General features: G+C 61.2%; 26 protein-coding genes (1 of these 26 running past the window's edge). 16 read left to right on the top strand and 10 right to left on the bottom strand.

What is annotated here, in order from left to right; translation table 11 throughout:
* The 3 genes from hrpB to NXC24_RS00300 form a co-directional block, all read left to right on the top strand.
* Positions 1 to 1,795, top strand: the 3' portion of a protein-coding gene (gene hrpB, locus NXC24_RS00310) for an ATP-dependent helicase HrpB (protein ID WP_104824930.1). The gene continues 674 nt to the left of window position 1, outside the view; the window shows 1,795 of its 2,469 coding nt (coding positions 675–2,469); the start codon falls outside the window, past its left edge; its stop codon occupies positions 1,793 to 1,795.
* A gap of 32 nt (positions 1,796 to 1,827) precedes the next feature.
* Positions 1,828 to 3,135, top strand: coding sequence for an ActS/PrrB/RegB family redox-sensitive histidine kinase (locus NXC24_RS00305; RefSeq protein ID WP_199773507.1), 1,308 nt, complete (start codon positions 1,828 to 1,830; stop codon positions 3,133 to 3,135).
* 74 nt (positions 3,136 to 3,209) lie between these two features.
* Complete coding sequence (locus NXC24_RS00300) at positions 3,210 to 3,797, top strand: ActR/PrrA/RegA family redox response regulator transcription factor (RefSeq protein WP_104824929.1); 588 nt, start codon at positions 3,210 to 3,212, stop codon at positions 3,795 to 3,797.
* 3 nt (positions 3,798 to 3,800) lie between these two features.
* Here the strand turns inward: NXC24_RS00300 and NXC24_RS00295 are convergent, their stop codons facing one another.
* Positions 3,801 to 4,289, bottom strand: a complete 489-nt coding sequence (locus tag NXC24_RS00295; RefSeq protein ID WP_104821486.1) for an MmcB family DNA repair protein — start codon at positions 4,287 to 4,289, stop codon at positions 3,801 to 3,803.
* Between the two features lie 180 nt (positions 4,290 to 4,469).
* On the opposite strand from NXC24_RS00295, the gene NXC24_RS00290 reads away from it, so the two are divergent.
* Positions 4,470 to 5,144, top strand: a complete 675-nt coding sequence (locus tag NXC24_RS00290; RefSeq protein WP_104821485.1) for a L,D-transpeptidase — start codon at positions 4,470 to 4,472, stop codon at positions 5,142 to 5,144.
* A gap of 264 nt (positions 5,145 to 5,408) precedes the next feature.
* Here the strand turns inward: NXC24_RS00290 and NXC24_RS00285 are convergent, their stop codons facing one another.
* The 6 genes from NXC24_RS00285 to hslV form a co-directional block, all read right to left on the bottom strand.
* Positions 5,409 to 7,577 (bottom strand): malate synthase G, encoded by a 2,169-nt coding sequence (locus NXC24_RS00285; protein ID WP_104821484.1) that lies wholly within the window; start codon positions 7,575 to 7,577, stop codon positions 5,409 to 5,411.
* Positions 7,578 to 7,696: 119 nt separating this feature from the next.
* Positions 7,697 to 9,700: a hydantoinase/oxoprolinase family protein gene (locus NXC24_RS00280; RefSeq protein WP_104821483.1), complete on the bottom strand. Its 2,004-nt coding sequence runs from the start codon at positions 9,698 to 9,700 to the stop codon at positions 7,697 to 7,699.
* Between the two features lie 327 nt (positions 9,701 to 10,027).
* Entirely contained in the window at positions 10,028 to 11,422 is a 1,395-nt protein-coding gene (locus NXC24_RS00275; protein WP_104821482.1) for a cytochrome P450, read from the bottom strand.
* A 48-nt stretch (positions 11,423 to 11,470) separates the two neighbouring features.
* Positions 11,471 to 12,424 carry a DUF1402 family protein gene (locus NXC24_RS00270; RefSeq protein ID WP_104821481.1) on the bottom strand — a complete coding sequence of 318 codons (954 nt, stop codon included), beginning with the start codon at positions 12,422 to 12,424 and terminating at the stop codon, positions 11,471 to 11,473.
* A 168-nt stretch (positions 12,425 to 12,592) separates the two neighbouring features.
* Positions 12,593 to 13,900, bottom strand: coding sequence for an ATP-dependent protease ATPase subunit HslU (gene hslU, locus NXC24_RS00265; RefSeq protein WP_104821480.1), 1,308 nt, complete (start codon positions 13,898 to 13,900; stop codon positions 12,593 to 12,595).
* 43 nt (positions 13,901 to 13,943) lie between these two features.
* Complete coding sequence (gene hslV / locus NXC24_RS00260; protein WP_104821479.1) at positions 13,944 to 14,471, bottom strand: ATP-dependent protease subunit HslV; 528 nt, start codon at positions 14,469 to 14,471, stop codon at positions 13,944 to 13,946.
* 214 nt (positions 14,472 to 14,685) lie between these two features.
* Between hslV and hisB the strand changes: the two genes are divergently transcribed.
* From hisB to coaA, 7 genes are read left to right on the top strand one after another with little or no spacing between them, the layout of a single operon-like run.
* Complete coding sequence (gene hisB, locus NXC24_RS00255) at positions 14,686 to 15,294, top strand: imidazoleglycerol-phosphate dehydratase HisB (RefSeq protein ID WP_104821478.1); 609 nt, start codon at positions 14,686 to 14,688, stop codon at positions 15,292 to 15,294.
* A 26-nt stretch (positions 15,295 to 15,320) separates the two neighbouring features.
* Positions 15,321 to 15,803, top strand: a complete 483-nt coding sequence (locus tag NXC24_RS00250; protein ID WP_104821477.1) for a DUF2628 domain-containing protein — start codon at positions 15,321 to 15,323, stop codon at positions 15,801 to 15,803.
* A 2-nt stretch (positions 15,804 to 15,805) separates the two neighbouring features.
* Entirely contained in the window at positions 15,806 to 16,456 is a 651-nt protein-coding gene (hisH, locus tag NXC24_RS00245; protein ID WP_104821476.1) for an imidazole glycerol phosphate synthase subunit HisH, read from the top strand.
* Positions 16,457 to 16,481: 25 nt separating this feature from the next.
* The gene (gene hisA / locus NXC24_RS00240; RefSeq protein WP_104821475.1) at positions 16,482 to 17,231 is read left to right on the top strand and encodes a 1-(5-phosphoribosyl)-5-[(5-phosphoribosylamino)methylideneamino]imidazole-4-carboxamide isomerase; all 750 of its coding nucleotides are present in this window, start codon (positions 16,482 to 16,484) and stop codon (positions 17,229 to 17,231) included.
* Entirely contained in the window at positions 17,228 to 18,016 is a 789-nt protein-coding gene (hisF, locus tag NXC24_RS00235) for an imidazole glycerol phosphate synthase subunit HisF (protein WP_104821474.1), read from the top strand. Before hisA ends, hisF begins: the two co-directional genes overlap by 4 nt.
* A 15-nt stretch (positions 18,017 to 18,031) precedes the next feature.
* On the top strand, positions 18,032 to 18,346 hold the full coding sequence (locus NXC24_RS00230) for a phosphoribosyl-ATP diphosphatase (protein ID WP_104821473.1): 315 nt from the start codon (positions 18,032 to 18,034) through the stop codon (positions 18,344 to 18,346).
* A 6-nt stretch (positions 18,347 to 18,352) separates the two neighbouring features.
* Positions 18,353 to 19,348, top strand: a complete 996-nt coding sequence (gene coaA / locus NXC24_RS00225) for a type I pantothenate kinase (protein WP_104821472.1) — start codon at positions 18,353 to 18,355, stop codon at positions 19,346 to 19,348.
* A 3-nt stretch (positions 19,349 to 19,351) separates the two neighbouring features.
* On the opposite strand, the gene NXC24_RS00220 is transcribed toward coaA, so the two are convergent.
* The 3 genes from NXC24_RS00220 to NXC24_RS00210 all read right to left on the bottom strand — a co-directional run bounded on the left by NXC24_RS00220 (position 19,352) and on the right by NXC24_RS00210 (position 22,413).
* A complete protein-coding gene (locus NXC24_RS00220; protein ID WP_104821471.1) occupies positions 19,352 to 19,960 on the bottom strand; it encodes an alpha-ketoglutarate-dependent dioxygenase AlkB in 609 nt (202 codons plus the stop codon).
* A 286-nt stretch (positions 19,961 to 20,246) separates the two neighbouring features.
* Positions 20,247 to 20,681 (bottom strand): alternative ribosome rescue aminoacyl-tRNA hydrolase ArfB, encoded by a 435-nt coding sequence (arfB, locus tag NXC24_RS00215; RefSeq protein ID WP_104821470.1) that lies wholly within the window; start codon positions 20,679 to 20,681, stop codon positions 20,247 to 20,249.
* Between the two features lie 121 nt (positions 20,682 to 20,802).
* The gene (locus tag NXC24_RS00210) at positions 20,803 to 22,413 is read right to left on the bottom strand and encodes a phosphoenolpyruvate carboxykinase (protein ID WP_104821469.1); all 1,611 of its coding nucleotides are present in this window, start codon (positions 22,411 to 22,413) and stop codon (positions 20,803 to 20,805) included.
* Between the two features lie 364 nt (positions 22,414 to 22,777).
* Between NXC24_RS00210 and NXC24_RS00205 the strand changes: the two genes are divergently transcribed.
* The 5 genes from NXC24_RS00205 to NXC24_RS00185 all read left to right on the top strand — a co-directional run bounded on the left by NXC24_RS00205 (position 22,778) and on the right by NXC24_RS00185 (position 26,796).
* Positions 22,778 to 23,509 (top strand): response regulator transcription factor, encoded by a 732-nt coding sequence (locus NXC24_RS00205; RefSeq protein WP_199773506.1) that lies wholly within the window; start codon positions 22,778 to 22,780, stop codon positions 23,507 to 23,509.
* A gap of 195 nt (positions 23,510 to 23,704) precedes the next feature.
* Positions 23,705 to 25,498: a sensor histidine kinase gene (locus tag NXC24_RS00200; protein ID WP_104821467.1), complete on the top strand. Its 1,794-nt coding sequence runs from the start codon at positions 23,705 to 23,707 to the stop codon at positions 25,496 to 25,498.
* Positions 25,495 to 25,947: a serine kinase gene (locus tag NXC24_RS00195; protein WP_104821466.1), complete on the top strand. Its 453-nt coding sequence runs from the start codon at positions 25,495 to 25,497 to the stop codon at positions 25,945 to 25,947. The genes NXC24_RS00200 and NXC24_RS00195 overlap by 4 nt, the downstream gene beginning before the upstream one ends.
* A gap of 152 nt (positions 25,948 to 26,099) precedes the next feature.
* Positions 26,100 to 26,501 (top strand): PTS sugar transporter subunit IIA, encoded by a 402-nt coding sequence (locus NXC24_RS00190; protein WP_104821465.1) that lies wholly within the window; start codon positions 26,100 to 26,102, stop codon positions 26,499 to 26,501.
* Positions 26,502 to 26,520: 19 nt separating this feature from the next.
* Positions 26,521 to 26,796: an HPr family phosphocarrier protein gene (locus NXC24_RS00185; RefSeq protein WP_104821464.1), complete on the top strand. Its 276-nt coding sequence runs from the start codon at positions 26,521 to 26,523 to the stop codon at positions 26,794 to 26,796.
* Positions 26,797 to 26,809 lie beyond the last annotated feature (13 nt).

The following is a 26,809-nucleotide window of genomic DNA, read 5'->3' as shown; positions in this document are numbered from 1 at the left end:
CGGCCAGGCGGAAATCACCCGCACGGTGGAAAGACTCGAAGGCCGATTGTCGCCGGAGACAGTGATCGCGCCACTTTACGGCAATCTCGGTCAAAAGGAACAGGATGCGGCGATCCGGCCGGCGCCGAAAGGCACGCGCAAGATCGTGCTGGCGACATCGATCGCCGAGACGTCGATCACCATCGACGGCGTGCGCATCGTCATCGACAGCGGCCTGCAGCGGCTGCCGGTTTTCGAAGCGTCGACCGGGATCACTCGGCTGGAGACGGTGCGGGTATCGCGGGCTTCCGCCGATCAGCGCGCTGGCCGTGCGGGGCGAACCGAGCCTGGTATTGCGATCCGGCTTTGGCATCCAGGCCAGACGGCGGCACTGCCGGCCTTCACGCCGCCGCAGATTCTGTCCAGCGATCTTTCCGGGCTGGCGCTTGATCTTGCCCATTGGGGCGTGCAGGACCCAGCCGCACTTGCCTTTGTCGATCAGCCGCCGGCGACGACACTGGGCGAAGCGCGGGCATTGCTGCGGCAATTGGGGGCGCTGGACACGGAGAACGGGCTGACGGCACACGGCAGGCTGATGCGCGATCTGGCTCTGCCGCCGCGGCTAGCGGCCATGGTGATTTCAGCAGCGGAGTTCGGCCAGGCACGCGAGGCGGCGATGCTCGCCGTATTGCTGACGGAACAGGGGCTCGGCGGGCAAAGCATCGATCTGGAAGAGCGCCTGCGGCGGTTCAAGACGGAAAAGGGTGAACGCGCGGAGGCGTCGCGCCGGCTAGCAGGGCGGTTGGCGACAGCGGCAGGCGACAGCAAGGCTGCGGACGCAGGAGTACAGGTCCTGGCCGGTTCATTGCTGCTGCATGCCTTCCCCGATCGCATCGCCCTGCAGCGCGGCGGCCGCGGACGCTTCGTCATGGCGAACGGGCGCGGCGCCGAATTGCCGGAGACGGAGCGCCTCGCCGGTTCGCAAATGCTTGTCATTGCCGACCTGACGGGCCGGGCGGCGCAAGGCCGTATCTTGGCAGCGGCGGAAATTGCGCGTGCTGATGTCGAGGAGCATCTGCCGGGAGAGATCCGCACCGAGGACCAGAGCCTATTCGACAAGACCAGCCGGCAAGTGCGGGCGCGGCGCGTGACGCGGCTCGGGGCCATCATCTTCGAGGAGACCCCCTTGCCTCGACCATCGGGCGAGCGGGCGGCGAAGGCGCTGGCCGACGGCATCCGCGAGCTGGGGCTCGCCGTCCTGCCCTTTTCAAAAGAGGCGACGCAATTGCGTGAACGGATCGGCTTCCTGCACCGGACGATCGGGGAGCCATGGCCCGATATGAGCGACGATGCCCTGCTTTCGCGGCTCGACGAATGGTTCACGCCATTCCAGACCGAGGCACGCGGCCTCTCCGACATCTCGGCCGGCGGGCTTTCCAACGGGTTGATGTCGCTGGTGCCGCATGAGCTGCAACGCGACCTTGGCCGGATGGCGCCGACGCATTTCGAAGCGCCGACGGGCCAGCGTCATCCGATCCAATATGAAGGCGAAGAACCGCTGCTGACGATCCGCGTTCAGGAGCTTTTCGGCCTGAAGCAGCATCCGGCCGTCGGCGGTGGGCGGCTGCCGCTGGTGCTGGAACTGACGTCGCCGGCGCACCGGCCAATCCAGACGACGCGTGATCTGCCCGGCTTCTGGGCAGGATCGTGGAAAGACGTGCGCGCCGATATGCGCGGGCGTTACCCCAGGCATCCCTGGCCGGAGGATCCGGCTGATGCTTTGCCGACGACAAGAGCCAAGCCGCGTGGTACCTGAGAATGGCCCGTTTCTTCAGAGGATTGGACAAAATGGCGGACGCGGACGCCAAGCCGCAGGACGATCACCACACCAGCCGGCGGCTCAGGCTGCAGACGCTGGTGCGGCTGCGTTGGCTCGCGGTCGGCGGCCAGACGGTGACGGTGATGATCGTCGCCTTCTGGCTGAAATTTGCCGTGCCGCTGCTGGCCTGCTGCGTGTTGATCGCCTGCCTCGCCTGGATCAACTTCTTCCTGACGCTGCGCTATCCGCCAACGCACCGCCTGGAGCCGCCGGCTGCCTTTGCGCTGCTCGGCCTCGATCTCCTGCAGCTCTGCGGGCTGCTCTTGATCACCGGCGGGCTCGCCAATCCCTTTTCCGCCCTGGTCTGCGTTCCCGTCATCATCTCCTTCGCCTCGCAGCCGATCCGCTACAGCATGGCGCTGATCGTGCTGGCGATGATCTGCATCACGGGCCTTGCCTTCTCGCCTTTTCCGCTGCCCTGGTACGATGGCATCGAGATCAACGTTCATAGCGTAATGCAGCTCGGCGTCTGGTGCTCGATCGCCTCGACCATGGCCTTTGCCGCCTTCTATGCCTACCGCGTCTCCATGGAGGCGACGCAGCTTGCCGATGCGTTATCGGCGACGGAACTGGTGCTGCAGCGGGAAAAGCACCTGTCGCAACTCGACGGGCTGGCCGCCGCCGCGGCTCATGAACTCGGCACGCCGCTGGCAACGATCAGCGTCGTCGCCAAGGAGATGGAGCGCGAGCTCAGCCAGGACGACCGCTTCCGCGAGGATGTGGCGCTGCTGCGTAGCCAGAGCGAACGATGCCGCGACATCCTGCGGCGGCTGACGACGCTCTCCTCCGAGGACGAGGCGCATATGCGGCGGCTGACGCTGTCGTCGATGATGGAGGAGATCATCGCACCGCATCGGGAATTCGGCATCAAGCTGGAGCTGATCGAAAAGAGCCCGCGCCTCGGCGAACCCGTGCTGAACCGCAACGCCGGCATCATGTACGGGCTTGGCAATCTCATCGAAAACGCCGTCGACTATGCGCGAAAGAAGGTGACCGTCACGGTGGAATATAATCCCGATACGCTGACAATCGTCATCGAGGATGACGGCAACGGGTACTCTCCCGAAATCTTGATGCGGATCGGCGAGCCCTATGTCACGACGCGACAGCGAGACGATACGGCGGGCGGCCTCGGACTGGGCCTGTTCATCGCCAAGACCCTGCTGGAACGTTCGGGCGCAGAGCTTTCCTTCGGCAATCGCGACCCTGAAACGCCGGGTGCACGCATCCGTGTTGAATGGCCGCGAATGTTGATCGACAGTAATTCGACAAAATGAATTTCACGGCTTAAAACACCGGTCGTTAAAGTCAGTAGGACTATGCAGGCGGTCTGCCGCCGGGATTGAACATGATGACGGATAAAGAGCTCACCGACCCTCATGCGGGGGCCAAGGACGCGGCGGACCATATCGGGCCCGACGCGACATTGCTGATCGTCGACGACGACGGACCCTTTCTGCGCCGGCTGGCGCGCGCCATGGAGACGCGCGGCTTCGTGGTCGAGACGGCGGAATCGGTGGCGGAAGGCGTTGCCAAATCCAAGGCCACGCCACCGAAATACGCCGTGGTCGACCTTCGTCTCGGTGACGGCACCGGCCTTGATGTCATCGAGGCGATCCGGCAGCGGCGCGACGATACGCATATCGTGGTGCTGACCGGCTACGGCAATATCGCGACCGCGGTCACTGCCGTGAAGCTCGGTGCTCTCGATTATCTTGCCAAGCCCGCGGATGCCGACGACGTCTATGCGGCGCTGACGCAACGGCCGGGCGAAAAGGCCGAGGTGCCGGAAAATCCGATGTCGGCGGATCGGGTGCGTTGGGAGCATATCCAGCGCGTCTACGAAATGTGCGAGCGCAACGTCTCCGAGACGGCCCGCCGTCTCAACATGCATCGCCGCACGCTGCAACGAATCCTCGCCAAGCGCGCACCGAAGTAACCTTCATTCAGACGAAAAAGACTTACCCGTCGCCCATTCGGCCAGCATCAGCCGCTGGGCGGCGGCGCGGGAAAAATTGAGCGTCACCGATTTGCGCGTGGCTGGTGGCAGGCGATGCTCCGGCGCCTCGCGGATCATATGCGCGCCGTAACCGTCCGACAGGAAAAGCCCGCAATCTTCCGGAAAGATATCGAGCGGCACGTCCTTGTGGGTCGCGAAGAACAGGCGATCGCAATGCAGGCGGTAATCCGGCCATTTGCGGTCGACGCGAAAATCCTCGATCGACGATTTGATCTCGATGATCCAGATCTCGCCCTTTTCGGAAAGCGTGATGAGGTCGGCGCGGCGGCCGCTGGCGAGCGGCAGCTCCGGCAAGACGGCAAGGCGCATCTCGTGCAGTAATAGTTGCACGCCCCTGCGTACAAGCATCGCCCGTTCCGACTGCCGACCGTCTATTAACGGATTGTTATTGTAAACACTTAAAATCGTCATGAATTGCCTCTGGGACCGAACAAGCGTTGTTGCAAAAAAACCATGTCCCTTTAATTTGCGCAGCGGAGCTATTTTGTCGCCCCGCACCAGCTTGCAAAGCTAAATTTAATAGAAAATAAACCGTAGTCAAAGATGGTTGATACCATCCCATTCCCTGTCACAACTCACCAAGAGACTTCCATGCGCATCCGCAATGCTATGACCGCACTCGGCCTTGTCGCAACGCTTGCCACGGCTGGTTACGCCACCACTGCCGCAGCCACGCCGACCGCTACCGCCAATTCCGCTTCCGACACCGTCAAGACGTTCGATAATGATTACGGCGTCACGAGCGACAACGGCTTCCAACTGCCGGCGATCCCGATCCAGAAGGTGAAGCCGCAGTTCCGCCGCCAGATCGTCTCCTACAAGTCTGACGAAGCTGCGGGCACGATCATCGTCAACACCCGCGAGCGCCATCTTTATTACATCCTCGGCAACAACGAAGCCATGCGCTACGGCATCGGCGTCGGCAAGCAGGGCTTTGCATGGTCGGGCACGGCATATGTTGCCTGGAAGCAGGAATGGCCGAGCTGGCATCCGCCGAAGGAAATGGCGGTCCGCCGTCCGGAAATCGCCAAGTATGTCGATGACGGCATGAACCCGGGCCTCGAAAATCCGCTCGGCGCCCGCGCCATGTATCTCTACAACGAGAAGGGCCAGGACACGCTGTTCCGCCTGCACGGCACGCCGGAATGGGCTTCGATCGGCACCGCGGCTTCCTCGGGCTGCATCCGCCTGATGAACCAGGACGTCATCGATCTCTACAACCGCGTTCTGCCGGGTCACGCCACCAAGGTCGTCGTGATCCAGTAATCGCTGGCATTATTTGGAATTCAAAAGGCCGCGGGATCGATGTCCGGCGGCCTTTTTGTTTTGGGGAACTGAGGTCCGATATTATACCGCCCTACCCGCCCTCGTCCTTCGAGGCTTCGCCTTCGGCTGCGCGCCTCAGGATGAGGGCTGATCTCTTCCCTTAGCCGCAAGACTCTCTCCACCTCATCCTGAGGCGCCTTGCCGCCAAAGCGCCAGCGCAGGCGACAAGGCCTCGAAGGATCGAGGTGGCCCCAGATGGAGGGGTCATCCCGCCTGCTTTGCCTTCAGCTCGATGCGGCGGCGGTGCAGGACCGGCTCGGTATAGCCGTTCGGCTGCTCTCGACCCTTGAGGACGAGATCAAGCGCCGCCTGGAAGGCGATAGAGCCATCGAAATTGCCGGCCATCGGCCTGTAGAGCGGGTCGCCGGCGTTCTGCCGGTCGACGACGGCGGCCATGCGCCTCATGGTCTCGACGATCTGCGCTTCGGTGATGACCTTGTGGTGCAGCCAGTTGGCCATGTGCTGCGCCGAGATGCGCAGCGTGGCGCGATCCTCCATCAGGCCGACATTGTTGATATCCGGTACCTTGGAGCAGCCGACGCCCTGATCGACCCAGCGAATGACATAGCCGAGAATGCCCTGGCAATTATTGTCGATCTCGCGCTGGATTTCTTCCGGCGTCCAGTTCGGGCGGGACGCGACCGGAACGGAAAGAATGTCGGAAAGCTTGGCGCGAGCCCGGCTTTTCAGGCCCTGCTGGACCTCAGCGACGTTGACGCGGTGATAGTGGGTCGCATGCAGCGTCGCGGCCGTCGGTGACGGCACCCAGGCGGTGTTGGCGCCGGCCTTCGGATGCGCGATCTTCTGCTCCAGCATCGCCGCCATCAGGTCCGGCATGGCCCACATGCCCTTGCCGATCTGCGCGTGACCGGAAAGGCCGCATTCCAGACCGATATCGACATTCCAGTTTTCATAAGCCGCGATCCAGGCTGCCTGCTTCATGTCGCCCTTGCGGATCATCGGGCCCGCCTCCATCGAGGTATGGATCTCATCGCCGGTGCGATCGAGGAAGCCGGTGTTGATGAAGACGACGCGTTCGCTGGCAGCGCGAATTGCTTCCTTGAGATTGACCGTGGTGCGGCGCTCCTCGTCCATGATGCCCATCTTGATGGTGTTGCGCGGCATGCCGAGCACATCTTCGACGCGCGAGAAGATCGCGACGGCGAAGGCGACCTCTTCCGGGCCATGCATCTTCGGTTTGACGACATACATGGAGCCGGCGCGGGAATTTTTATGCCCGCCGTTCGGCCCGATATCATAGAGCGCGATCAGGCCGGTGATCATGGCGTCCATGATGCCCTCAGGCACTTCATGGCCGTCGCGGTCGAGGATCGCCGGATTGGTCATGAGGTGGCCGACATTGCGCACCAGCATCAACGAGCGGCAATGCAGCTCGAAGCTCGCGCCATCTGGCGCCGTGTAGGTCACATCCGGATTGAGATGGCGGGTGAAGGTCTTGCCGCCCTTGGAAACTTCCTCCGTCAGGTCGCCCTTCATCAGGCCGAGCCAATTGCGATAGACTTCGGCCTTGTCCTCGGCGTCGACGGCAGCGATCGAATCTTCGCAGTCCATGATCGTGGTGATCGCCGATTCCAGCCGGACGTCAGAAATAGCAGCCGCATCGGCCTTGCCGATCTCGGTGCCGGCATCGAGGACGATCTCGATGTGGATGCTATTGTTCTTCAGCAGGATATGCGAGGGAGCGCTGGCGTCGCCGAGATAGCCTGCGAAGTGCCCAGCATCGGCCAAAGCCGTAGCACCGCTCTTCGTTGCGATCGCCAATGCGCCGTCCTTGACAGTAAAGCCGGTGACGTCCTTCCAGCTCGCACCGGCAAGCGGCGCGGCGGTATCGAGGAAATCACGCACCCAGGCGATGACCTTTTCACCGCGCTTCGGATTGTAGCCCCTGCCCTTCTCGGCACCGTCGGTCTCAGGGATGGCGTCGGTGCCGTAGAGCGCATCGTAAAGCGAACCCCAGCGCGCATTGGCGGCGTTCAGCGCATAGCGGGCATTCATGACGGGAACGACGAGCTGCGGGCCGGCGATAGAGGCGATTTCGGGATCGACATTGGCGGTCGAGACCGAGAAGGCCGGGCCTTCGGGAATAATGTAGCCGATCTCGCGCAGGAAGGCTTCGTAGGCGGCCATGTCCACCGGCGCGCCGTTCTTGCGATACCAATCATCCAAGGCAGCCTGCATCCGGTCGCGCTTGGCGAGCAGATCGCGGTTCTTCGGCGCGAGGTCGTGCACGATCGCCGAGAAGCCGGCAAAGAAGGTATCCGGGTCGACGCCGGAGCCTGGCAGGGCCTCCTTGACGAGGAAATCATAAAGCACCGGCTCAATCTGAAGCCCGTTCTTGTCAATGCGGCTCATACCAATCACTCCTCACGGCCGTTCTACGGCTCAATTTTTACATGCTGCCAGTTTGCGGGCGGTTAGGCTCTCCGTCAATTTGGCAATAGTTCGAAAGATTTGTGCATTTATGGAAATAATCAGTCGGCGGCTATGCGCGGGCGGCCGCTGGCGGTGGCGATGAAGCGGGCCTCGACCAGCTTGCGATTGCCCTCGATCTCAGGCGCATCGACCTGTTCTTCCACGGCGATGACGGGATCTTCGGCACCATTCAAGCGCGCTTGCGCCGTCGCCACCTCGATTGCCCGCTGCCGCGCCAGAGAAAAAGTCTTTTGCTCGTCAGTGAACCGCAAAGTCTCGCCCGCGCCATTCAGCACATAGATGCCATCCTCGGGCATGGTGACGAATACCGTGGCGCTGGTGCGAACCTGGCCGACGACGGCGCCGATCGCGTTGGCCACATCCGAATCAGCGGGAATGGCGCTGTCACTTGCCAGCATCTCGGCGATGGCAGGGTAATAGACGGGGGCGGAAGCGCCGAGGCCGACCAGAGGGCGATCGAGCGAAACGGCAAAACGGGCGATGCCCCGTGCGCGACGAAGCGCGCGGTCGATCGAGATCGATTTGGCCGGATCGAGATGGGTAACGCCGTCCTCCGCCAGGCAGGCGGCCAGGATCACGTCGGCGGACTGCCGGGTCAGGCGATCGACGATCTTTTGCGCCAGCTCCTCTATCGAGTCGGCAATCGGGCGGCCGGAGCCGTCCTTCAACCGCATTGCCAGCGCGAGACCCAACCGGGCGGCTTCCGCACTCCACTGGCTTTGCCGCCCAAGCACATGCATTGCGTCTGACGGCGTCAGGCCGCAGAGATGCACCAGGCCACGGGCAACCAGGCGGTCCAGGGTCGCTTTCTGCGACGTCGAGGTCAGAAGCTGGTCGAGCGGCAGGGGTACCCTGCCGATCTTGTCGAACAACGCCTGTTCCGACGGCTGCAAGCCGCTCGCAAGATGATCCGGTACGCCGGTGCGCACGGCAAAGCGGCCGGCGTGGCGGCCGAGATGCGGCGCACGAAGCTGCTGCTCCAGCACACCGATGACGGCCTGGCTGTGTACATGGGCTGCGAGGCTGAGCGGCAGCAGGCGGCGCGGCCCGAGTTCGAAGGCGGCGACAAGACCGCGATCGTTGATCTTCACTTCGGAATCACCGCCAAGGCCATAGGTGCGCATGGCGACCGCTTCGACCATGGTGCGATAGCCGCCGACCACCGCACCGTCGGCATCGAGCCGCGGCCGGCCGGCCTCCATCACAGCGACATCCGTGGTGGTGCCGCCGATATCGGACACCACGGCATCGTCGAGGCCGGTCAGATAGCGTGCGCCGACAAGGCTCGCCGCAGGTCCAGAAAGGATGGTCTCGATTGGACGGAGCTTAGCTTCTGCGGCCGAGATCAGCGCGCCATCACCGCGCACGACCATCATCGGCGCCGCGATGCCGCGCGTGGCCAGAAACCCTTCGCAGGCGCCGACCAGCCGGTCGATCATGGACACCAACCGCGCGTTCAAAAGCGTCGTCAGCGCCCGGCGCGGGCCGCCAAGCTTGGAGGAGAGTTCATGGCTGCAGGTGACCGGCAGATGGGAAATCTCGCGGATGCAGTCACGCACACGGATTTCATGAGCCGGATTCCGCACAGCGAAATAGCCAGCGATCGCGAAGGACGAAACGCTCTTCGAAAGCTCCGGCAGCATCGCTTCGAGCGCCGCCAGATCAAGCGGGTTCTCGTTGCCATGGACGCTGTGTCCGCCGGGTACAAACACCACTGGATCGGTCCCCAGCGCCTCGGCCAGGCCGTCACGCTTCAGATCATCGGGGCCGAAGCCGATCATTACCAGTCCGGCGCGGCCGCCCTGCCCTTCGACCAGCGCGTTGGTGGCAAGCGTCGTCGACAGCGATACGAGACCGATAGCGGAAACGGGGATGGCCGCCTTGGCGATGACCGCATCGACAGCGCCGGCAATGCCGACGGCCAAATCATGCCGCGTGGTCAGCGATTTCGCCTTGGCAACAACGCCGTCGGTTTCATGGAAGAGAACGGCATCGGTATAGGTTCCACCGGTGTCGATGCCGAGCAGGAAATGAGATGTCACAGATCAATTTACCCTTGAGGAGATGAGTGAGGCGGCAAGCGCGGAGCCTATCTCGCCCTTGGCGGGCGAGAAAGCAAAAACTTAGGATTAGGCGGGGGCTTGTCCCCGTCTAATTCTTAGTTTTTGCAAGAGCGGGGGTAGGTAGGGACGCACGAAATTTAGAAATTTGTCTGAACAAGAAACTGACCCCCTCTCTTGCAATTTCAATGGCTTAGAAATTGCGCTAAGCATTTTTAATGCGTAGCAGCTTCTGCGCCGCAATTCCTAAGCCAGTGAAATTGCTTTCTCGCCCGCCAGGGGCGAGATAATCCCGTGCCCGCAGCGCCCCTACCGCCTCGTCACCCGCATTGGCAGCCCGCCTTGCGGCTGGGTCGTCAGCTTCTGCACCGGCCAGGGATTCGTCTGATCGGTCACATCGAAACGGAAGCGGTGCATCATGACAGCAAGGGCGATGACGGCTTCCTGAAGGGCAAAGGTGGCGCCGATGCAGACGCGGGGGCCGGCGCCGAAGGGCAGGTACTGGAAGCGGTTGATCTTGCCGCGATTCTCCGGAAGGAAGCGTTCGGGCATGAAGGCACGCGGCTTGTCCCAATAAAGCGCATGGCGATGCAGTGTCCAAGGCATGATCAGTACGGTGATCCCGGCCGGGATCTCCACGCGCTCCCCGCTTGGGCTTATCCATTCATCGTCAGCAATCGAGGCGCGGTTGATGGATGGCGCCGGCGGATAGAGGCGCATCGCCTCCTCGAAGGCGGCACGGACATTCGGCATCAGGTCGAGCCAGGCGACGGGCTCGGCGCCGGTGGCGAGCACCAGATCGATTTCCGCTTCCATGACCTCGCGGATATGCGGGGTATTGGCGACGCAGTAGAGCGTCCAGGCCAGCGCCCGCGCCGTCGTCTCATGACCGGCGCCGATGAAGGTGAGGATGTTGTCCTCGATCTCCTCCATGGTCAGGCCGTCGGGGCCGGCCTTTTCCAACAGCAGCGTCAGGAAATCGTCGGGAGCGCTGGCCCGATCCCTACGCATCTTGTCGAGCCGAAGATCCATCGTCTTGCGGACGATGCCGCGAAACTTGTCGAGCACCTTCTGGCCGCCGATGCGGGTGACGCGCGGCACCCAGGAAGGCGCGCGCAGAAGATCCATCGGGTCGACGCGGCCCATGCGATGCAGAAGCTGGTTGACGTCATCGGCGAAATGGCCGCTTTCGGTGACGATCTCACCGGAGAACAGCGTTTCGGCGAGGATGGCGAAGGTAAGCTCGGTCATATCGATGGCGATGTCGAAAACCTTGCCATCGCTGCCGGCCTCCTCGTATTTGCGAACATAGGCTTCGCTCTGGCTCAGCATCTGGCCGGCAAAGCCCTGGGCATGGCGCGGCGTGAAAACCGGCGCGACGGCCTTGCGCGAGCGCTTCCAGACCTGGCCTTCCGCCGTCAGCAGGCCGTCGCGCAGGATTGGCCGGAGCACGAGCTGGCGGATATCCGACATGCGGTAATTGGAGGCATTGTCGACCAGCACATGCTTGATCAGGCCGGGATCATTGACGATCAGCGTGTGCTCGCGAAAGAAGCGCGTCATGATCCATGGCAGCGTATAGGAAGGCTCACCCCATAATTCCAGCGGATTGCGCAGGATGGTGCGGATGATCGTCAGACGCGATGGCGGGACGGTACGCGGGGTCGGGGCTGGTGGGGAAAAGGCTTCCGGGATCATGTCCATGAGATCCAATCTCCTCGAAAACCTTATTTTCGCGACGGCTCCCGAAGTTTAAAGCAGCGACTTCAGATCGTCCAGCTTATCATTGATAAGCCAGCCATAGTAATTTTCCTCCGGCCAGACCGGTTGTCCGGCCCCACGGTTCTTGGCGGCGAGCGCTGCGGCCCGCTGGCGGGAATTGCCGACATTGTAGAGCGTCGCCGTGATGCCCGGATTGCCCGAAATGTCCATGCCGGCGATCGAACGGTAGTCATCGATCGACTTGCGGATCGAGGCCGCAACGAAGGCGAGCGACAGATCCGGATCCATGATGGCCTTGTAGACGCTGCCGGCGTCCTTTTCATCCAGCTTCGGAATGCCCGACGTGCTGCTGACGAGATCGGAGAGCTCCAGCGCCGTCAGCGGATTGACCTGGCCGAGGCCGAAGGTCTGGCCGGCATAGAAGGGCTGGAAGAACACGGCGCTGAAACGGTTGTCGGGGAAGGATTTGCCGCCGACCTTCTTGCCGCGGAAATCGCTTTCCCAGACATCTTCGCGGCAGGTCCAGAGGCTGTAGGAATCCCTCTTGCCCTTGCAGGCATCGAATTGCGGCCGGGCGACAAAATCATCGACGTCTTCGCCGTCATAGGCGAAGCGGAAGCTCTGGCCGGCATAGGAGGCGGCTTTGACGTAGTAGGACTGCAGGCCGTCATAGGCGTCGACATTATAGGTATGTTCGCCGACCAGCGCGCCGATGATGTGGATGGGGTCGATGCCGTAGGCGCGCGCCGTCGACTTGATCTTCGACATGAGCTTGGTATCGGTCGCCAGCAGTTCGTGAACCTTCTGGTATTTGCGCTCGAAGGTCGAATTCGTGCCCTTGGTACGGCGCACGGAGGCACCAGGGATTGCCGGCTGCTCGGCGTTGCGGTTGCCCGGCGGCACCATGGCCGCTGCATCCGCATAGGCCGGAGTCCAGGAGAGGCTGACAACCGCCAGAAGAAGGGTGATCAGAATGCGTCGCACGATGGCTGCCCTGTCGAAGTTTCATCCGATGTTTCAATGCGGCTGCCTGACGGACAATCTTGGCCGAATAAAGCCATTCCCACGCAAAGAAGCGGGCCTTAACTAAAAAGTTAACGGCCCGCTGTCGAGTGCTTAATATGTCAAGATGCCGTCACCGGCTTAATTCCATTAGAGAATGAAGCGCGACAGGTCGGTATTGGTGGCGAGATCGCCAACATGTTCGCGCACATAGTCGGCGTCGATGGTCACCGACACGCCGGCACGATCCGAAGCGTTGTAGGAAATATCGTCCAGTACACGCTCCATCACTGTCTGCAGGCGGCGGGCGCCGATGTTCTCGACAGTGGAGTTGAGGTGCACAGCGACATCGGCCAAAGCGTCGATCGCGTTATCCGTGAAATCGAGCTTCAAGTTTTCCGTCTCCATCAGCGCCTTGTATTGGCGGATGAGGCTGGCTTCCGGCTCCGTCAGGATACGGCGGAAATCCTCTTTGCTCAAAGGCTTCAGTTCGACGCGGATCGGCAGACGGCCCTGCAATTCCGGCAGGAGATCCGAAGGCTTCGACACATGGAACGCACCCGAGGCGATGAAGAGGATGTGATCGGTCTTCACCGGGCCATATTTGGTCGCAACCGTGGTGCCTTCGACCAGCGGCAGCAGGTCGCGCTGCACGCCTTCGCGGGAAACGCCGGCGCCCATGCCGCCATCGCGGGCGGCGATCTTGTCGATCTCGTCCAGGAAGACGATGCCGTCATTCTCGGCCGATTGAACCGCTTCGCGCTGGATCGCCTCGTTGTCGATCAGCTTGTCGGATTCGTCGCGGATCAGTTCCTTGTAGGAATCCTTCACCGTGGTGCGCACCTTCTTGGTGCGGCCGCCCATGGCCTTTCCGAACATTTCGGACAGGTTGAGGACGCCGATATTGGCGCCGGGCATGCCGGGAATTTCGAAGCCGGGCATGCCGGAGCCCGTGTCGGCGACTTCGATATCGATTTCCTTGTCGTCCAGTTGGCCTTCGCGCAGCTTCTTGCGGAAGCTGTCGCGCGTTGCCGGCGAGGCCGTAGAGCCGACGAGGGCATCGAGCACCCGCTCTTCCGCGCTCATATGCGCCTTCGCCTGCACTTCGGCGCGCTTCTTTTCACGCACTAGGCCGATGCCGACCTCAACGAGATCGCGGACGATCTGTTCGACATCGCGGCCGACATAGCCGACTTCGGTAAATTTCGTCGCTTCCACCTTGATGAAGGGCGCGCCGGCAAGCTTGGCGAGGCGACGGGAGATTTCCGTCTTGCCGACGCCGGTCGGGCCGATCATCAGAATGTTCTTCGGCATGACTTCGTCGCGCAGATCGGGCTCGAGCTGCTGGCGGCGCCAGCGGTTGCGCAGCGCAATCGCCACGGCGCGTTTGGCCTCATGCTGGCCGACAATATAGCGGTCGAGTTCTGAAACGATCTCGCGGGGGGAAAAAGTGGTCATTTCGTGCGCTTCCCGTCAGGGCTAGAAACAATCAAGAGAGGAATTAGGCTTCGGAGTCGAGCGTTTCGACCACGACATTGTGATTGGTGTAGACACAGATGTCGGCGGCGATATCGAGCGCGCGGCGGGCAACGTCCTCGGCCGATTTGTCGGTATCCATCAGCGCGCGCGCCGCGGCGAGCGCAAAATTGCCGCCGGAGCCGATCGCCATGGCGCCGTGTTCCGGCTCAAGCACATCGCCGTTGCCGGTGACGGCGAGCGTCACTTGTTTGTCGGCGACGAGCATCATGGCTTCGAGGTTGCGCAGATATTTGTCCGTACGCCAATCCTTGGCAAGCTCGACGGCGGCGCGCATCAACTGACCGGGATATTGTTCGAGCTTCTTTTCCAGCCGCTCTAGCAGCGTAAAGGCATCGGCGGTCGCACCGGCGAAACCGGCAATCACGTCACCCTTGCCAATGCGGCGAACCTTGCGGGCATTGCCCTTCATTACGGTCTGGCCGAGGCTCACCTGGCCATCGCCAGCCATCACCACCTTGCCGCCCTTACGAATAGTTACAATTGTCGTCATATAAACACCTGTTTGCCCCCATTTTGGCGGGCTTTCTGCCGGGCCGCGTTTCGGCCCCGTCAAGCCCTATGTAAGAGGGCTTTTTACGATTGCAAATGCCCGTTATTTCGGAATGATGCATGTAAGCCGGCTAGATAAGTCTATACTGACTTAACTTCTGGATATTTGCCGATGTGCCTGATAAGGAACGGCCGTCAATCCCGATGGAGCAACCATGGCAGAGACCGCAGCGAGCCGCACGGCAAGCGTTTCCCGCAAGACCAATGAGACTTCGGTCTCCGTGTCCGTCAACATCGACGGCAGTGGCAAGTCGACGATTTCGACGGGCGTCGGCTTCTTCGACCATATGCTGGAGCAGCTTTCGCGACATTCGCTGATCGATATGGAGATCGACACCAAGGGTGATCTGCATGTCGACGATCACCACGCGGTCGAAGATACCGGCATCGCCATCGGCCAGGCCATTGCCAAGGCGCTGGGCGACCGGCGCGGCATTACCCGCTACGCCTCGATCGATCTCGCCATGGACGAAACGATGACGAAGGCGGCCGTCGATCTGTCCGGCCGGCCCTTCCTCGTCTGGAATGTTGCCTTCAGCGCCCCGAAGATCGGCACTTTCGATACCGAGCTGGTGCGCGAATTCTTCCAGGCCTTGGCGCAGAATGCCGGCATCACGCTGCATATCCTCAACCACTATGGCGCCAACAATCACCATATTGCCGAGACATGCTTCAAGGCCGTTGCCCGCGCACTGCGCACGGCAACCGAGATTGATCCGCGGCAGGCAGGCCGTGTGCCCTCGACAAAGGGCACCCTCGCCTGAGCCCCCGTCATGGGGAAAGTGAAGAGATGGCAAGCTATTTGATTTTGACGCCACCCGGAGGACCGGACAAAAACCAGGTGAGCACGCGCTTCATCCGCGACGGTTTTTCCTGGACCGCATTTTTGTTTCCGACACTATGGATGCTTTTTCACCGGCTGTGGCTGCAGGCCATCGCCGCCTTTCTGCTACAGGGCATCGCCCTGGAATTGATCCGCCGGCCGGAGTTTTTTGCCGCCGGCATCGCGATCCTGCTCGGCGTGCATGTCCTGGCTGCGCTTGAAGGCAACCACGCCGCGTATCGGAGCCTCGTTGCAGGCGGCTGGAAGACGGAAGACTTGGTTTCGGCGCCCAATCTGGCGACGGCCGAAGAGATCCATTTCACTACGACTGAGCCGAAGGCCGAGGAGAATATCCGTTCAAACGATTGGGATATCCCCACCTCTCCAAACAATAGCCCAAGCCGGGGCGGACCGTCTTTCGGTCTTCCCGGCTATGACGGAGGACGCTGATCATGCGCGTCGCGATTATCGATTACGGCTCAGGCAATCTGCGCTCGGCCACCAAGGCCTTTGAACGCGCCGCCCGCGAAGCCGGTATCGACGCTGAAATCGATCTGACTGACGATGCCGAGCGTGTCGCCACCGCCGATCGCATCGTGCTTCCGGGCGTCGGCGCCTATGCCGATTGCCGCCGTGGGCTCGACGCCGTTTCCGGCATGGCGGATGCGGTGATTGATGTCGTGGAACACAAGGGCCGCCCTTTCCTCGGCATCTGCGTTGGCATGCAGCTCATGTCGTCGCGCGGGCTGGAAAAGACGATCACGCAGGGGTTCGGCTGGATCAAGGGCGACGTCAAGGAGATGACGCCCGGCGATCCCACGCTGAAAATCCCGCAGATCGGCTGGAACACGCTGGATCTCAGACACCCGCACCCGCTCTTCCACGGCATTCCGACCGGATCGGAGGGGCTGCATGCCTATTTCGTGCATTCCTATCATCTGGCCGCCGACCATGCCGACGATGTCATCGCCACGACCAGTTATGGCGGAGCGATGACCGCCTTCGTTGGCCGTGACAACATGGCCGGCTCGCAGTTCCATCCGGAAAAGAGCCAGAAGCTCGGCCTCGCCCTGATTGCCAATTTTATGCGCTGGAAGCCGTGACGCTTCGCGCATTAAGGACAAAGACATGATTCTCTTTCCCGCCATCGACCTCAAGGACGGCCAGTGCGTGCGCCTGAAGCTCGGCGACATGGAGCAGGCGACCGTCTACAATCCCGATCCCGCCGCCCAGGCGAAAGCCTTTGAAGACCAGGGCTTCGAATGGCTGCATGTCGTCGATCTCAACGGCGCCTTCGCCGGCGAGACCGTCAATGGGGCGGCCGTTGACGCCATTCTCAAGGCGACGAAAAACCCTGTGCAGCTCGGCGGCGGCATCCGTACGCTCGACCATATCGAAAACTGGCTGACACGCGGGCTTGCCCGCGTCATTCTCGGCACTGTCGCCGTGCGCGATCCGGCGCTTGTCGTCGAAGCCTGTCGGAGATTTCCAGGCCATATCGCCGTCGGCATCGACGCCAAGGGCGGCAAGGTGGCGGTCGAAGGCTGGGCGGAAGCCTCCGAACTCGGCGTCATCGAACTGGCGAAAAAATTCGAAGGCGCAGGCGTGGCCGCGATCATTTATACCGATATCGACCGCGACGGCATTCTCACCGGCATCAACTGGGCTTCGACGCTGGAACTGGCCGATGCCGTTTCCATTCCCGTCATCGCGTCCGGCGGCCTTGCCTCGCTTGATGATATCCGCCGCATGATCCAGCCAGATGCCCGCAAACTGGAAGGTGCGATTTCCGGCCGCGCGCTTTATGATGGCCGGATCGATCCGAAGGAGGCCTTGGCGCTGATCAAGGCGGCCAAGGCGAAGGAGATCGCGCAATGACCCTGAAAGCCCGCGTCATCCCCTGCCTCGACGTCAAGGACGGCCGTGTCGTCAAGGGCGTCAACTTTCTCAACCTCGTCGATGCCGGCGACCCCGTCGAAGCCGCCAAGGCCTACGACGCCGCCGGTGCGGACGAGCTGTGTTTCCTCGATATCACCGCCTCTTCCGACAACAGGGAGACGATCTTCGATGTCGTGGCCCGCACCGCCGAGCAATGCTTCATGCCGGTAACGGTCGGCGGCGGCGTGCGCACCATCGCGGATATCCGCAAGCTGCTGCTTTGCGGCGCCGATAAGGTCTCGATCAATTCGGCGGCGGTCAACAATCCTGATTTCGTCGCCGAAGCGGCCGACAAGTTCGGCAATCAGTGCATCGTCGTCTCGATCGACGCCAAGCGGCGGCGTACCGAGGCACTCGGCGGCGACAATATGAGCGCCTGGGAGATCTATACCCATGGCGGCCGCAACGCGACCGGCATCGATGCCGTCGATTTTGCCCGCAAGATGGTCGAGCGCGGCGCCGGCGAACTGCTCGTCACCTCCATGGATCGAGACGGCACCAAGGTCGGCTACGATCTGGAGCTGACGCGGGCAATTGCCGATGCGGTACGTGTGCCCGTGATCGCCTCCGGCGGCGTCGGCGATCTCGACGATCTCGTTGCCGGCATCAAGGAAGGCCATGCGACGGCCGTGCTGGCGGCTTCCATTTTCCACTTCGGCACCTATTCGGTCGGCGAAGCGAAGCACTATATGTCAGAGCATGGCATCGCCATGCGGCTCGATTAGGAAGGGATAGGACGGATGAGCGGATTTACCCTTTCCGACCTCGAAAGAATCGTCGACGAGCGCTCCAAGGCTTCGCCGGAGGAATCCTGGACGGCAAAGCTTTTCGCCGCCGGTCAGCCAAAGGCGGCAAAGAAGCTCGGCGAGGAAGCGATCGAAGCCGTCATGGCGGCGGTGACCGGCGATCGCGACAATCTCACCTACGAGGCAGCCGATTTGCTTTATCACCTTATGGTCGTATTGAAGATTGCAGGCATTCCGTTGCAGAATGTCATGGGTGAGCTCGAAAGGCGCACCGCTCAATCCGGCCTTCAGGAGAAGGCCAGCCGGTAGAATGCGATGACGATAGCGACCCAAACCCTGCCTGCGCACGAGACACTCGATATATTTGAGGCGAAAGCCTATTCGCCCTATTATTTCTTTTCTTCGGACGAGTGGTCGAAATTCAGAGCCGATACGCCGCTGACGCTGACCGCCGATGAAGTGACGCGGCTGCGCTCCATGGGCGACCCGATCGATCTCGATGAAGTCCGACGCATCTACCTTTCGCTATCGCGCCTTCTGTCCTCGCATGTGGAATCCTCGCAGATCCTGTTCGAGCAGCGCAATCGGTTCCTCAGTCTTTCCGACGTCGCCAAGACGCCTTTCGTCATCGGTATCGCCGGCTCCGTCGCCGTCGGCAAATCCACTACGGCCCGTATCCTGAAGGAATTGCTGCGCCGCTGGCCGTCGAGCCCGAAAGTGGACCTGATAACGACCGACGGCTTTCTATTTCCGAATGCCGAATTGCAGCGCCGCAACCTGATGCAGCGCAAGGGCTTTCCGGAAAGCTACGATACCGCAGCACTCCTGCGCTTCCTCTCGGCGATCAAGGCCGGGCAGCCGGACGTCAAAGCACCCTGCTATTCGCATCTCGTCTATGACGTGCTGCCGGACGAATACAAAACCGTCGACCGGCCGGATATCCTGATTTTCGAAGGCATCAACGTCCTGCAATCGCGGCATCTGCCGGCGGATGGCAAGATCGTGCCGATGGTGTCCGATTTTTTCGATTTCTCGATCTATATCGATGCCGACGAGCATCTGATCCACAACTGGTACGTCGCCCGCTTCATGAAGCTGCGCGAAACCGCCTTCCGCGACCCCAACTCCTTCTTCCACCGCTACGCCTCGATCACAGAACAAGAGGCAATCGCGACCGCCGAAGGACTGTGGAAGAACATCAACCTGAAGAACCTGCGCCAAAACATCCTGCCCACCCGCCCGCGCGCTGATCTCATCCTGCAGAAAGGCAGGAATCATCTGATCGAACAGGTGGCGTTGAGGAAGCTTTAGAAGTTACGGGTTCACCCGCCTTAAGGTTAGGTTTATCCGGCCGCCGTTTTTCAGCAGAGTCGAGGTCGCCGGATAGATGCGGTCGACGCCGTGGAAGCAAAGCCTGCCTTTTCCGCCGAGAAGGACAATATCGCCGCTGGAAAGCTTGAAAGATAGCGTACGATCATTGCGGTTAAGGCCGCCGACGCGGAAGAGGCAGGCGTTGCCGAGCGAGATCGACAGCACGGGCGCCGCCAAATCCTGTTCGTCGCGGTCTTGATGCAGGCCCATGCGGGCATCGTCATCGTAGAAATTAATCAGGCAGGCTTCCGGCGGCTTTTCATAGCCCGCTATATTGCTCCAGAGATCAAACAATTGTTGCGGAATCCCCGGCCAGGGCCTGCCAGTCACCGGATGGTTCTGCTGGTAACGATAGCCGCGCTGCTTGTCCGTCACCCAACCCAGCGGGCCGCAATTGGTCATGCGCACGGACATTTCCTTGCCGGTGCCGGGCATGACCGGGGTGTAAAGCGGCGCCTCGGCGACAACGGCGCGGATGGTCTCGACCAGCGCTTCCTGAGTGGAGCGGTCGAGATAACCGGGAAGATGGCGAATTCCGTTGGGTAGGAGCATCGATATTTTCCAAGATTGGTGATCGTCAGGGAAGTGCGCCATTGCCGCGTCTTTGTGCATGGCCCCTCACCTCTGCCCTCTCCCCGCCTTGCGGGACGAGTGAGCTTACAATACCTAATCCGAACCCGTCACGAGTGGGGAGCTTTGTTGTTTCACACTGTCGTCCCTTCTCCCTGCAGTGCGGCGAGAAGGTTGGGATGACGGGCCAGGCACAGAGCTACGGCAACAACAGACTCGCCTGACAAGCCCCATTTTACCCAATCAAACCAAAACCGCAGCCCGAAACCTATTCGCCCCCGGGCTTGCCTCGCATCTTCTTGACCTCAGAGCGACCCGATTTTTCCTTCAGGCGCCGTTCGATCGAGCCTTTGGTCGGCTTGGTCTTCTTGCGTGGCGGCGGCGGCGGTGCGGCGGCTTCGAGGATCAGTTCCTTCAGCCGCTCGCGTGCATCCTCGCGATTGCGATCCTGGCTGCGGAAGCGGCTGGCCTCGATCATCAACACGCCGTCTTTGGAAACGCGCCGGCCGGCGAGCCTCGCGGCGTTGGCCTTCACGCGGTCATTCAGCGACGGCGAATTCGGAATGTTGAAGAATAGCTGAACAGCGGTCGCGACCTTGTTGACATTCTGCCCGCCGGGGCCGCCCGCCAGAACGAATTGTTCCGTCAGTTCCCAGCCGGCAATGGTGATCCGGTCGTTGATGTAAAGCGCGTCGCTGGCCATGGTTTTCTCCGCGCCCGTCTATCCCATATTGACGCGCGGTTGAAAACAGGCAGAGGGCAAAATGAAAAACCCGGCGGACCGGCCGCCGGGTTTCACGTGAGTCATTCCTCTGTGCGGCGAATCACTCCGCCGCGACACGCAAACCCGGCGCCGCGTCACGGACGTTGCCGTCGACATGATCCTCGAACTTGGCGAAGTTGGAGACGAACATCTGCACCAGCTTTGCCGCCTGCGCGTCATAAGCCTCGCCATCGGCCCAGGTGGAACGCGGATCGAGGATTGCGCTGTCCACGCCTTCGACCGCAACCGGCACGGCGAAACCGAAATTCGGGTCGATCCGGAATTCGGCATTATCGAGATCACCCTTCAAAGCGGCGGCCAACAGGGCGCGCGTCGCCTTGATCGGCATGCGCCGGCCCGTGCCGTAGGCACCGCCGGTCCAGCCGGTGTTAACGAGCCAGCAGCCGGCGCCGTGGCGGGCGATCAGGTCCTTCAGCAGGTTGCCGTATTCGGCCGGATGACGCGGCATGAAGGGCGCGCCAAAGCAGGTCGAGAAGGTGGCTTCCGGCTCGACCACGCCTTTTTCCGTGCCGGCGACCTTGGCGGTGTAGCCGGAGAGGAAGTGGTACATCGCCTGTTCCGGCGTCAGCTTGGCAATCGGCGGCATGACGCCGAAGGCATCGGCCGTCAGCATGATGATCGTCTCCGGATGGCCGGTCATGCCGGATTCCGAGGCATTCGGGATGAAATGCAGCGGATAGGCGCTGCGGGTGTTCTCCGTCAGCGAACCATCGTCGAGATTCGGCACGCCATGTTCGTCAAGCACGACATTTTCGAGCACGGTGCCGAAACGGCGGGTCGTGGCGTAGATTTCCGGCTCGGCCTCGGCCGACAGGCGAATGGTCTTGGCGTAGCAGCCACCTTCGAAATTGAAGATGCCATTTTCACCCCAGCCATGCTCGTCGTCGCCGATCAATGTGCGGGTCGGATCGGCTGATAGCGTCGTCTTGCCGGTGCCCGACAGGCCGAAGAAGATCGCGGCGTCCCCATCAGGCCCGACATTGGCCGAGCAATGCATCGGCATGACGCCGCGTTCTGGCAGGAGGTAATTCAGGACGGTGAAGACCGATTTCTTCATTTCGCCAGCATAGGAGGTGCCGCCGATCAGGACGATGCCGTTGACGAGATCGCAGGCGATCACCGTTTCCGTGCGGCAGCCATGGCGCTCCGGATCGGCGCGGAAGCTTGGCAGATCGATGATCGTCAGCTTCGGCACGAAGCTTTCCAGCGCCGACCGCTCGGGACGAATGAGCAGGTTGCGGATGAACAGCGAGTGCCAGGCGAATTCGGTGACGACGCGCGTCGGCAGGGCGTAATCCTGGTCGGCGCCCCCGATCAGGTCCTGAACGAACAGGTCCTTGCCGTGTACATGCGCCAGCATGTCCTTGTGCAGCAGCGCGAAATGTTCTGGCGACATCGGCTTGTTGTTATCCCACCAGATTTGGTCTTCGGTGGTCGCGTTGCGGACAACGAACTTGTCCTTCGGCGAGCGGCCGGTGTGCTGCCCAGTCAATGCTCTCAGCACACCATGAGCGGTCAGATCGGCTTCGCGCCGACGAATCGCTTCCTCATAGAGATGAGCTTCCAAGAGATTATAACGAACACTGGCGGCGGCTCCCAGGCCGATCGATTCGAGTTCGGTTGCGGGATTACGGACGCCGAATTGCTCCATCGCTCTATTCCTCTACGTGGCCTCAGCCGTTAAAACTAAATAAAGCGTAGAGGCGTCTTTTTAAAAGCACAAGAGAGTAGAGCGAAAAATCTTTAATGATATCATGTATTTAATCGATTTAAATAAATTTTCATAATTTTAAATCGGTTGAATAGATACCAGCGAGACGTTTCGCCGCACAACCCGTGGTTAACTGTTTGTGTGTTCGGCAATCCGCCTCTTTATCTTTGCCACAATTTGTTCCACCTTTATCCCCATAAGCGCGCCAGGTTACCGCCAACCGAGCTGGCAAGCCACCTGGGAGCCACCTGGGGCTGGATTCCAAATCCGGGAGAGACGCGCACTGATGATGGAGACGAACACCATGTTGACAATCGCGCTCGTTGACGACGACCGCAATATCCTGACTTCCGTGTCGATTGCTTTGGAAGCCGAGGGATATAAGGTGGAGACTTATACCGACGGCGCTTCGGCGCTCGACGGATTGCTTGCCCGGCCGCCGCAATTGGCGATCTTCGATATCAAGATGCCGCGCATGGACGGCATGGAGCTTTTGCGCCGCCTGCGGCAGAAGTCCGACCTGCCGGTGATCTTCCTCACCTCCAAGGATGAAGAGATCGACGAGCTCTTCGGCCTGAAGATGGGCGCCGACGACTTCATCACCAAGCCTTTCTCGCAGCGTCTGCTGGTCGAGCGCGTCAAGGCCGTGCTTCGCCGCGCCTCCGCCCGTGAAGCCGCGAACGCGGCCAGCAGCGGCACAGCCGCGAAGCCCGGCGCCGCGCAACAGGCCCGCTCGCTGGAGCGCGGCCAGCTTGTCATGGACCAGGAACGCCATACCTGCACCTGGAAAGGTGAACCGGTGACGCTGACCGTCACGGAGTTCCTGATCCTGCATTCGCTGGCGCAGCGCCCTGGCGTGGTCAAAAGCCGCGATGCCTTGATGGATGCTGCCTATGACGAGCAAGTCTATGTCGACGACCGCACCATCGACAGCCACATCAAGCGGCTGCGCAAGAAATTCAAGATGGTCGATCTCGATTTTGATATGATCGAAACGCTGTATGGAGTCGGCTACCGCTTCCGCGAAGCGGCCTAGAGCCGGGGGATTTTAGGTCGAATCGACCTAAAATCTGAATCCGCTCGAGAGGTAGAGAACAGGGCATGATGTCGTCCGAAAACCGCTTACACTTTTCGGCATCATACTTGGATAGTTTACTGGACCGTGCGACGGGCAATGAAATAAGAGCATGCGGACAGGGTCGCCGATCCTGTCTTCGAAAGGGCCGCTGGCTTGGCACAACTGGTGCAAGATAGAGATATCGACGAGACGGAAAGCCCGAGCGACGTCAGAATCGCCCGCCGTCGGTGGACTCACCCTTTCACGCTGATCCGCCGCATCTTCGGCAATGCAGTCTTTTCGAGCCTGACGCGGCGTATCCTGTTCTTCAACCTCGCCGCCCTCGTCGTTCTCGTCGGCGGCATCCTCTATCTCAATCAATTCCGCGAGGGCCTGATTGATGCGCGCGTCGAGAGCCTGTTGACGCAAGGCGAAATCATCGCCGGCGCCGTCTCAGCATCCGCTTCGGTCGATACCAACTCCATCACCATCGACCCGCAGAAGCTGCTGGAACTGCAAGCCGGGCAGAGCATCACGCCCGTCCCGAACGACGAGGACCTGGAGTTCCCGATCGATCCGGAGAAGGTGGCGCCGGTGCTGACGCGACTGATCTCGCCGACGCGCACCCGTGCCCGCATCTTCGATGCCGACGCCAATCTGCTGCTCGACAGCCGCCATCTCTATTCGCGCGGTCAGGTGCTGCGCTACGATCTGCCACCGGTGGAAGACGCGGCTCAGAACTGGTCGGACTGGTTCAGCGGCCTGCTCAACAAGATGCTGCAGCCGGGCAACCTGCCGGTCTATAAGGAAGCGCCCGGCGGTGACGGTTCGATCTATCCGGAAGTGATGAACGCGCTGACCGGCGTGCGCGGCGCCGTGGTGCGTACCACGGAAAAGGGCGAGCTGATCGTCTCGGTCGCCGTGCCCATCCAGCGTTTCCGCGCCGTGCTCGGCGTCTTGCTGTTATCGACGCAGGCCGGCGATATCGACAAGATTGTGCATGCCGAGCGCCTGGCGATCATGCGCGTCTTCGGCGTCGCGACACTGGTCAACGTCGTTCTGTCGCTGCTTCTGTCCTCCACCATCGCCAATCCGCTGCGCCGGCTTTCGGCAGCGGCCATCCGCGTGCGCCGCGGCGGTGCGAAGGAGCGCGAGGAAATTCCCGATTTCTCCGCGCGCCAGGACGAAATCGGCAACCTGTCGATCGCCCTGCGCGAAATGACGACGGCGCTCTACGACCGGATCGATGCGATCGAAAGTTTTGCCGCCGACGTCAGCCACGAGCTGAAGAACCCGCTGACATCGCTGCGGAGCGCCGTCGAGACGTTGCCGCTCGCCAAGAGTGACGATTCCAAGAAGCGGCTGATGGATGTCATCCAGCATGACGTGCGCCGCCTCGACCGGCTGATAAGCGATATTTCCGACGCCTCCCGCCTCGATGCCGAGCTTGCCCGCTCCGATGCGAGATCGCTCGATCTCGAAGTGCTCTTGCGCGACATGATCGATATTTCCCGTCAGGTCGGGCACAGCAAGAAGGCGGTCGAGATAGACTATATCGTCGACCGCAAGCCCGGCACGAAGACCAAGTTCACCATCGATGGCCACGACCTGCGGATCGGCCAGATCGTCACCAACCTCATTGAAAACGCCCGCTCCTTCGTTGCGAAGGACACCGGAAAGATCACGGTCAGGCTGACGCGAACGCGAACGCGTTGCGTCATCTATGTCGAGGACAACGGGCCAGGCATCCAGGCGGAAAATATCGACCGCATTTTCGAGCGCTTCTATACCGACCGGCCGGAAGCGGAAGGTTTCGGGCAGAATTCCGGTTTGGGCCTGTCGATCAGCCGGCAGATCGCCGAGGCGCATGGCGGGTCGCTACGTGCTGAGAATATCGTCGACGGCGAGGGCCCGGCGCTGCTCGGCGCCCGCTTCATCCTCTCATTGCCGGCCGAAACACCGGCATGAGCAGCAAAGCGACCAATGTCCACGGGACGGCGATCGTGATCGGCAAGACCGGCCTGCTGTTTCTGGGACCATCGGGCAGCGGCAAGTCCACGCTTGCCTTCGCATGCCTTGCCGCTGCCAAGCCGCTTGGCCTTTCCGCCACATTGGTCGCAGACGACCAGGTTTTCATCACGCAGCGTGAGGGCGCCATCATCGCCGAATGCCCGCCTTCGATCGCCGGACTAATGGAGATCCGCTACACTGGCATCGTCCGCCTTCCCCATGTTTCTGAGGCCGAAATGCATTTCGCCATACGCCCGGTCGATCCGGCAACGGCCGAGCGACTACCCCCGGAAGACGAACAGATCGATGTGACTGAATCCATTCGCTTACCGCTGATCCGGCTGTCCGCGGCATCGGCCAATCCGCTTGCAGTAATTATGGCGAAAATCATCATCAGTTTGGATTAATCGGCCATTTAGGTCCTTGCAGGCGCCTAAATATCATATTTTAAGCTTGCACTTCGGCTTTTCATCGCCAAGATGTCCCCCCACCGGTGGACGACATTGCTGCATTGCGATATGGGCCACCTGTTTGCGTGTGCGATGGGAGCAGTAATATCATGATCGGACTTGTGCTTGTCACTCATGGCAAGCTGGCTGAAGAGTTTCGGCATGCCGTCGAGCATGTCGTTGGTCCGCAGAAGTTCATAGAGACGGTATGCATTGGTCCCGAAGACGACATGGACAAGCGCCGGCAGGACATCCTGCAGGCTGTTTCCGGCGCTGACGATGGGCACGGGGTCATCATCCTTACCGATATGTTCGGCGGCACTCCCTCGAATCTTGCGATCTCCGTCATGAATAGCGGTCATACCGAGGTTATTGCCGGCGTCAATCTGCCGATGCTAATAAAGCTTGCGGGCGTACGGGGCGACAACAACATGGAGAAGGCTCTGGTTGAAGCCTCCGAGGCCGGGCGCAAGTATATAAATGTGGCCAGCCGTGTACTCAGCGGCAAATGACGAGACAAACATCCCGCCCATGACGGAACTTTCCCGGGAACTTCTGATCATCAACAAACGCGGCCTGCATGCCCGCGCTTCCGCCAAATTCGTACAGACCGTCGAAGCCTATGACGCCACCATCACCGTCTCGAGGGACGGAACCACGGTGGGCGGCAATTCGATCATGGGCCTGATGATGCTTGCGGCAAGCCCCGGCTGCAGCGTGCTCGTCACCGCCAGCGGCACCCAGGCCGCCGAGGCACTGGATGCACTGGATCGTCTGGTCGCCGACAAGTTCGGCGAAGAGATGTGATCTCCGTCTCCGC

The sequence above is a fragment of the Rhizobium sp. NXC24 genome (assembly GCF_002944315.1).
Taxonomy (GTDB): domain Bacteria; phylum Pseudomonadota; class Alphaproteobacteria; order Rhizobiales; family Rhizobiaceae; genus Rhizobium.
Note: the sequence above shows the minus strand (reverse complement) of the source record. Positions and strands in the feature narration are given on the sequence as shown.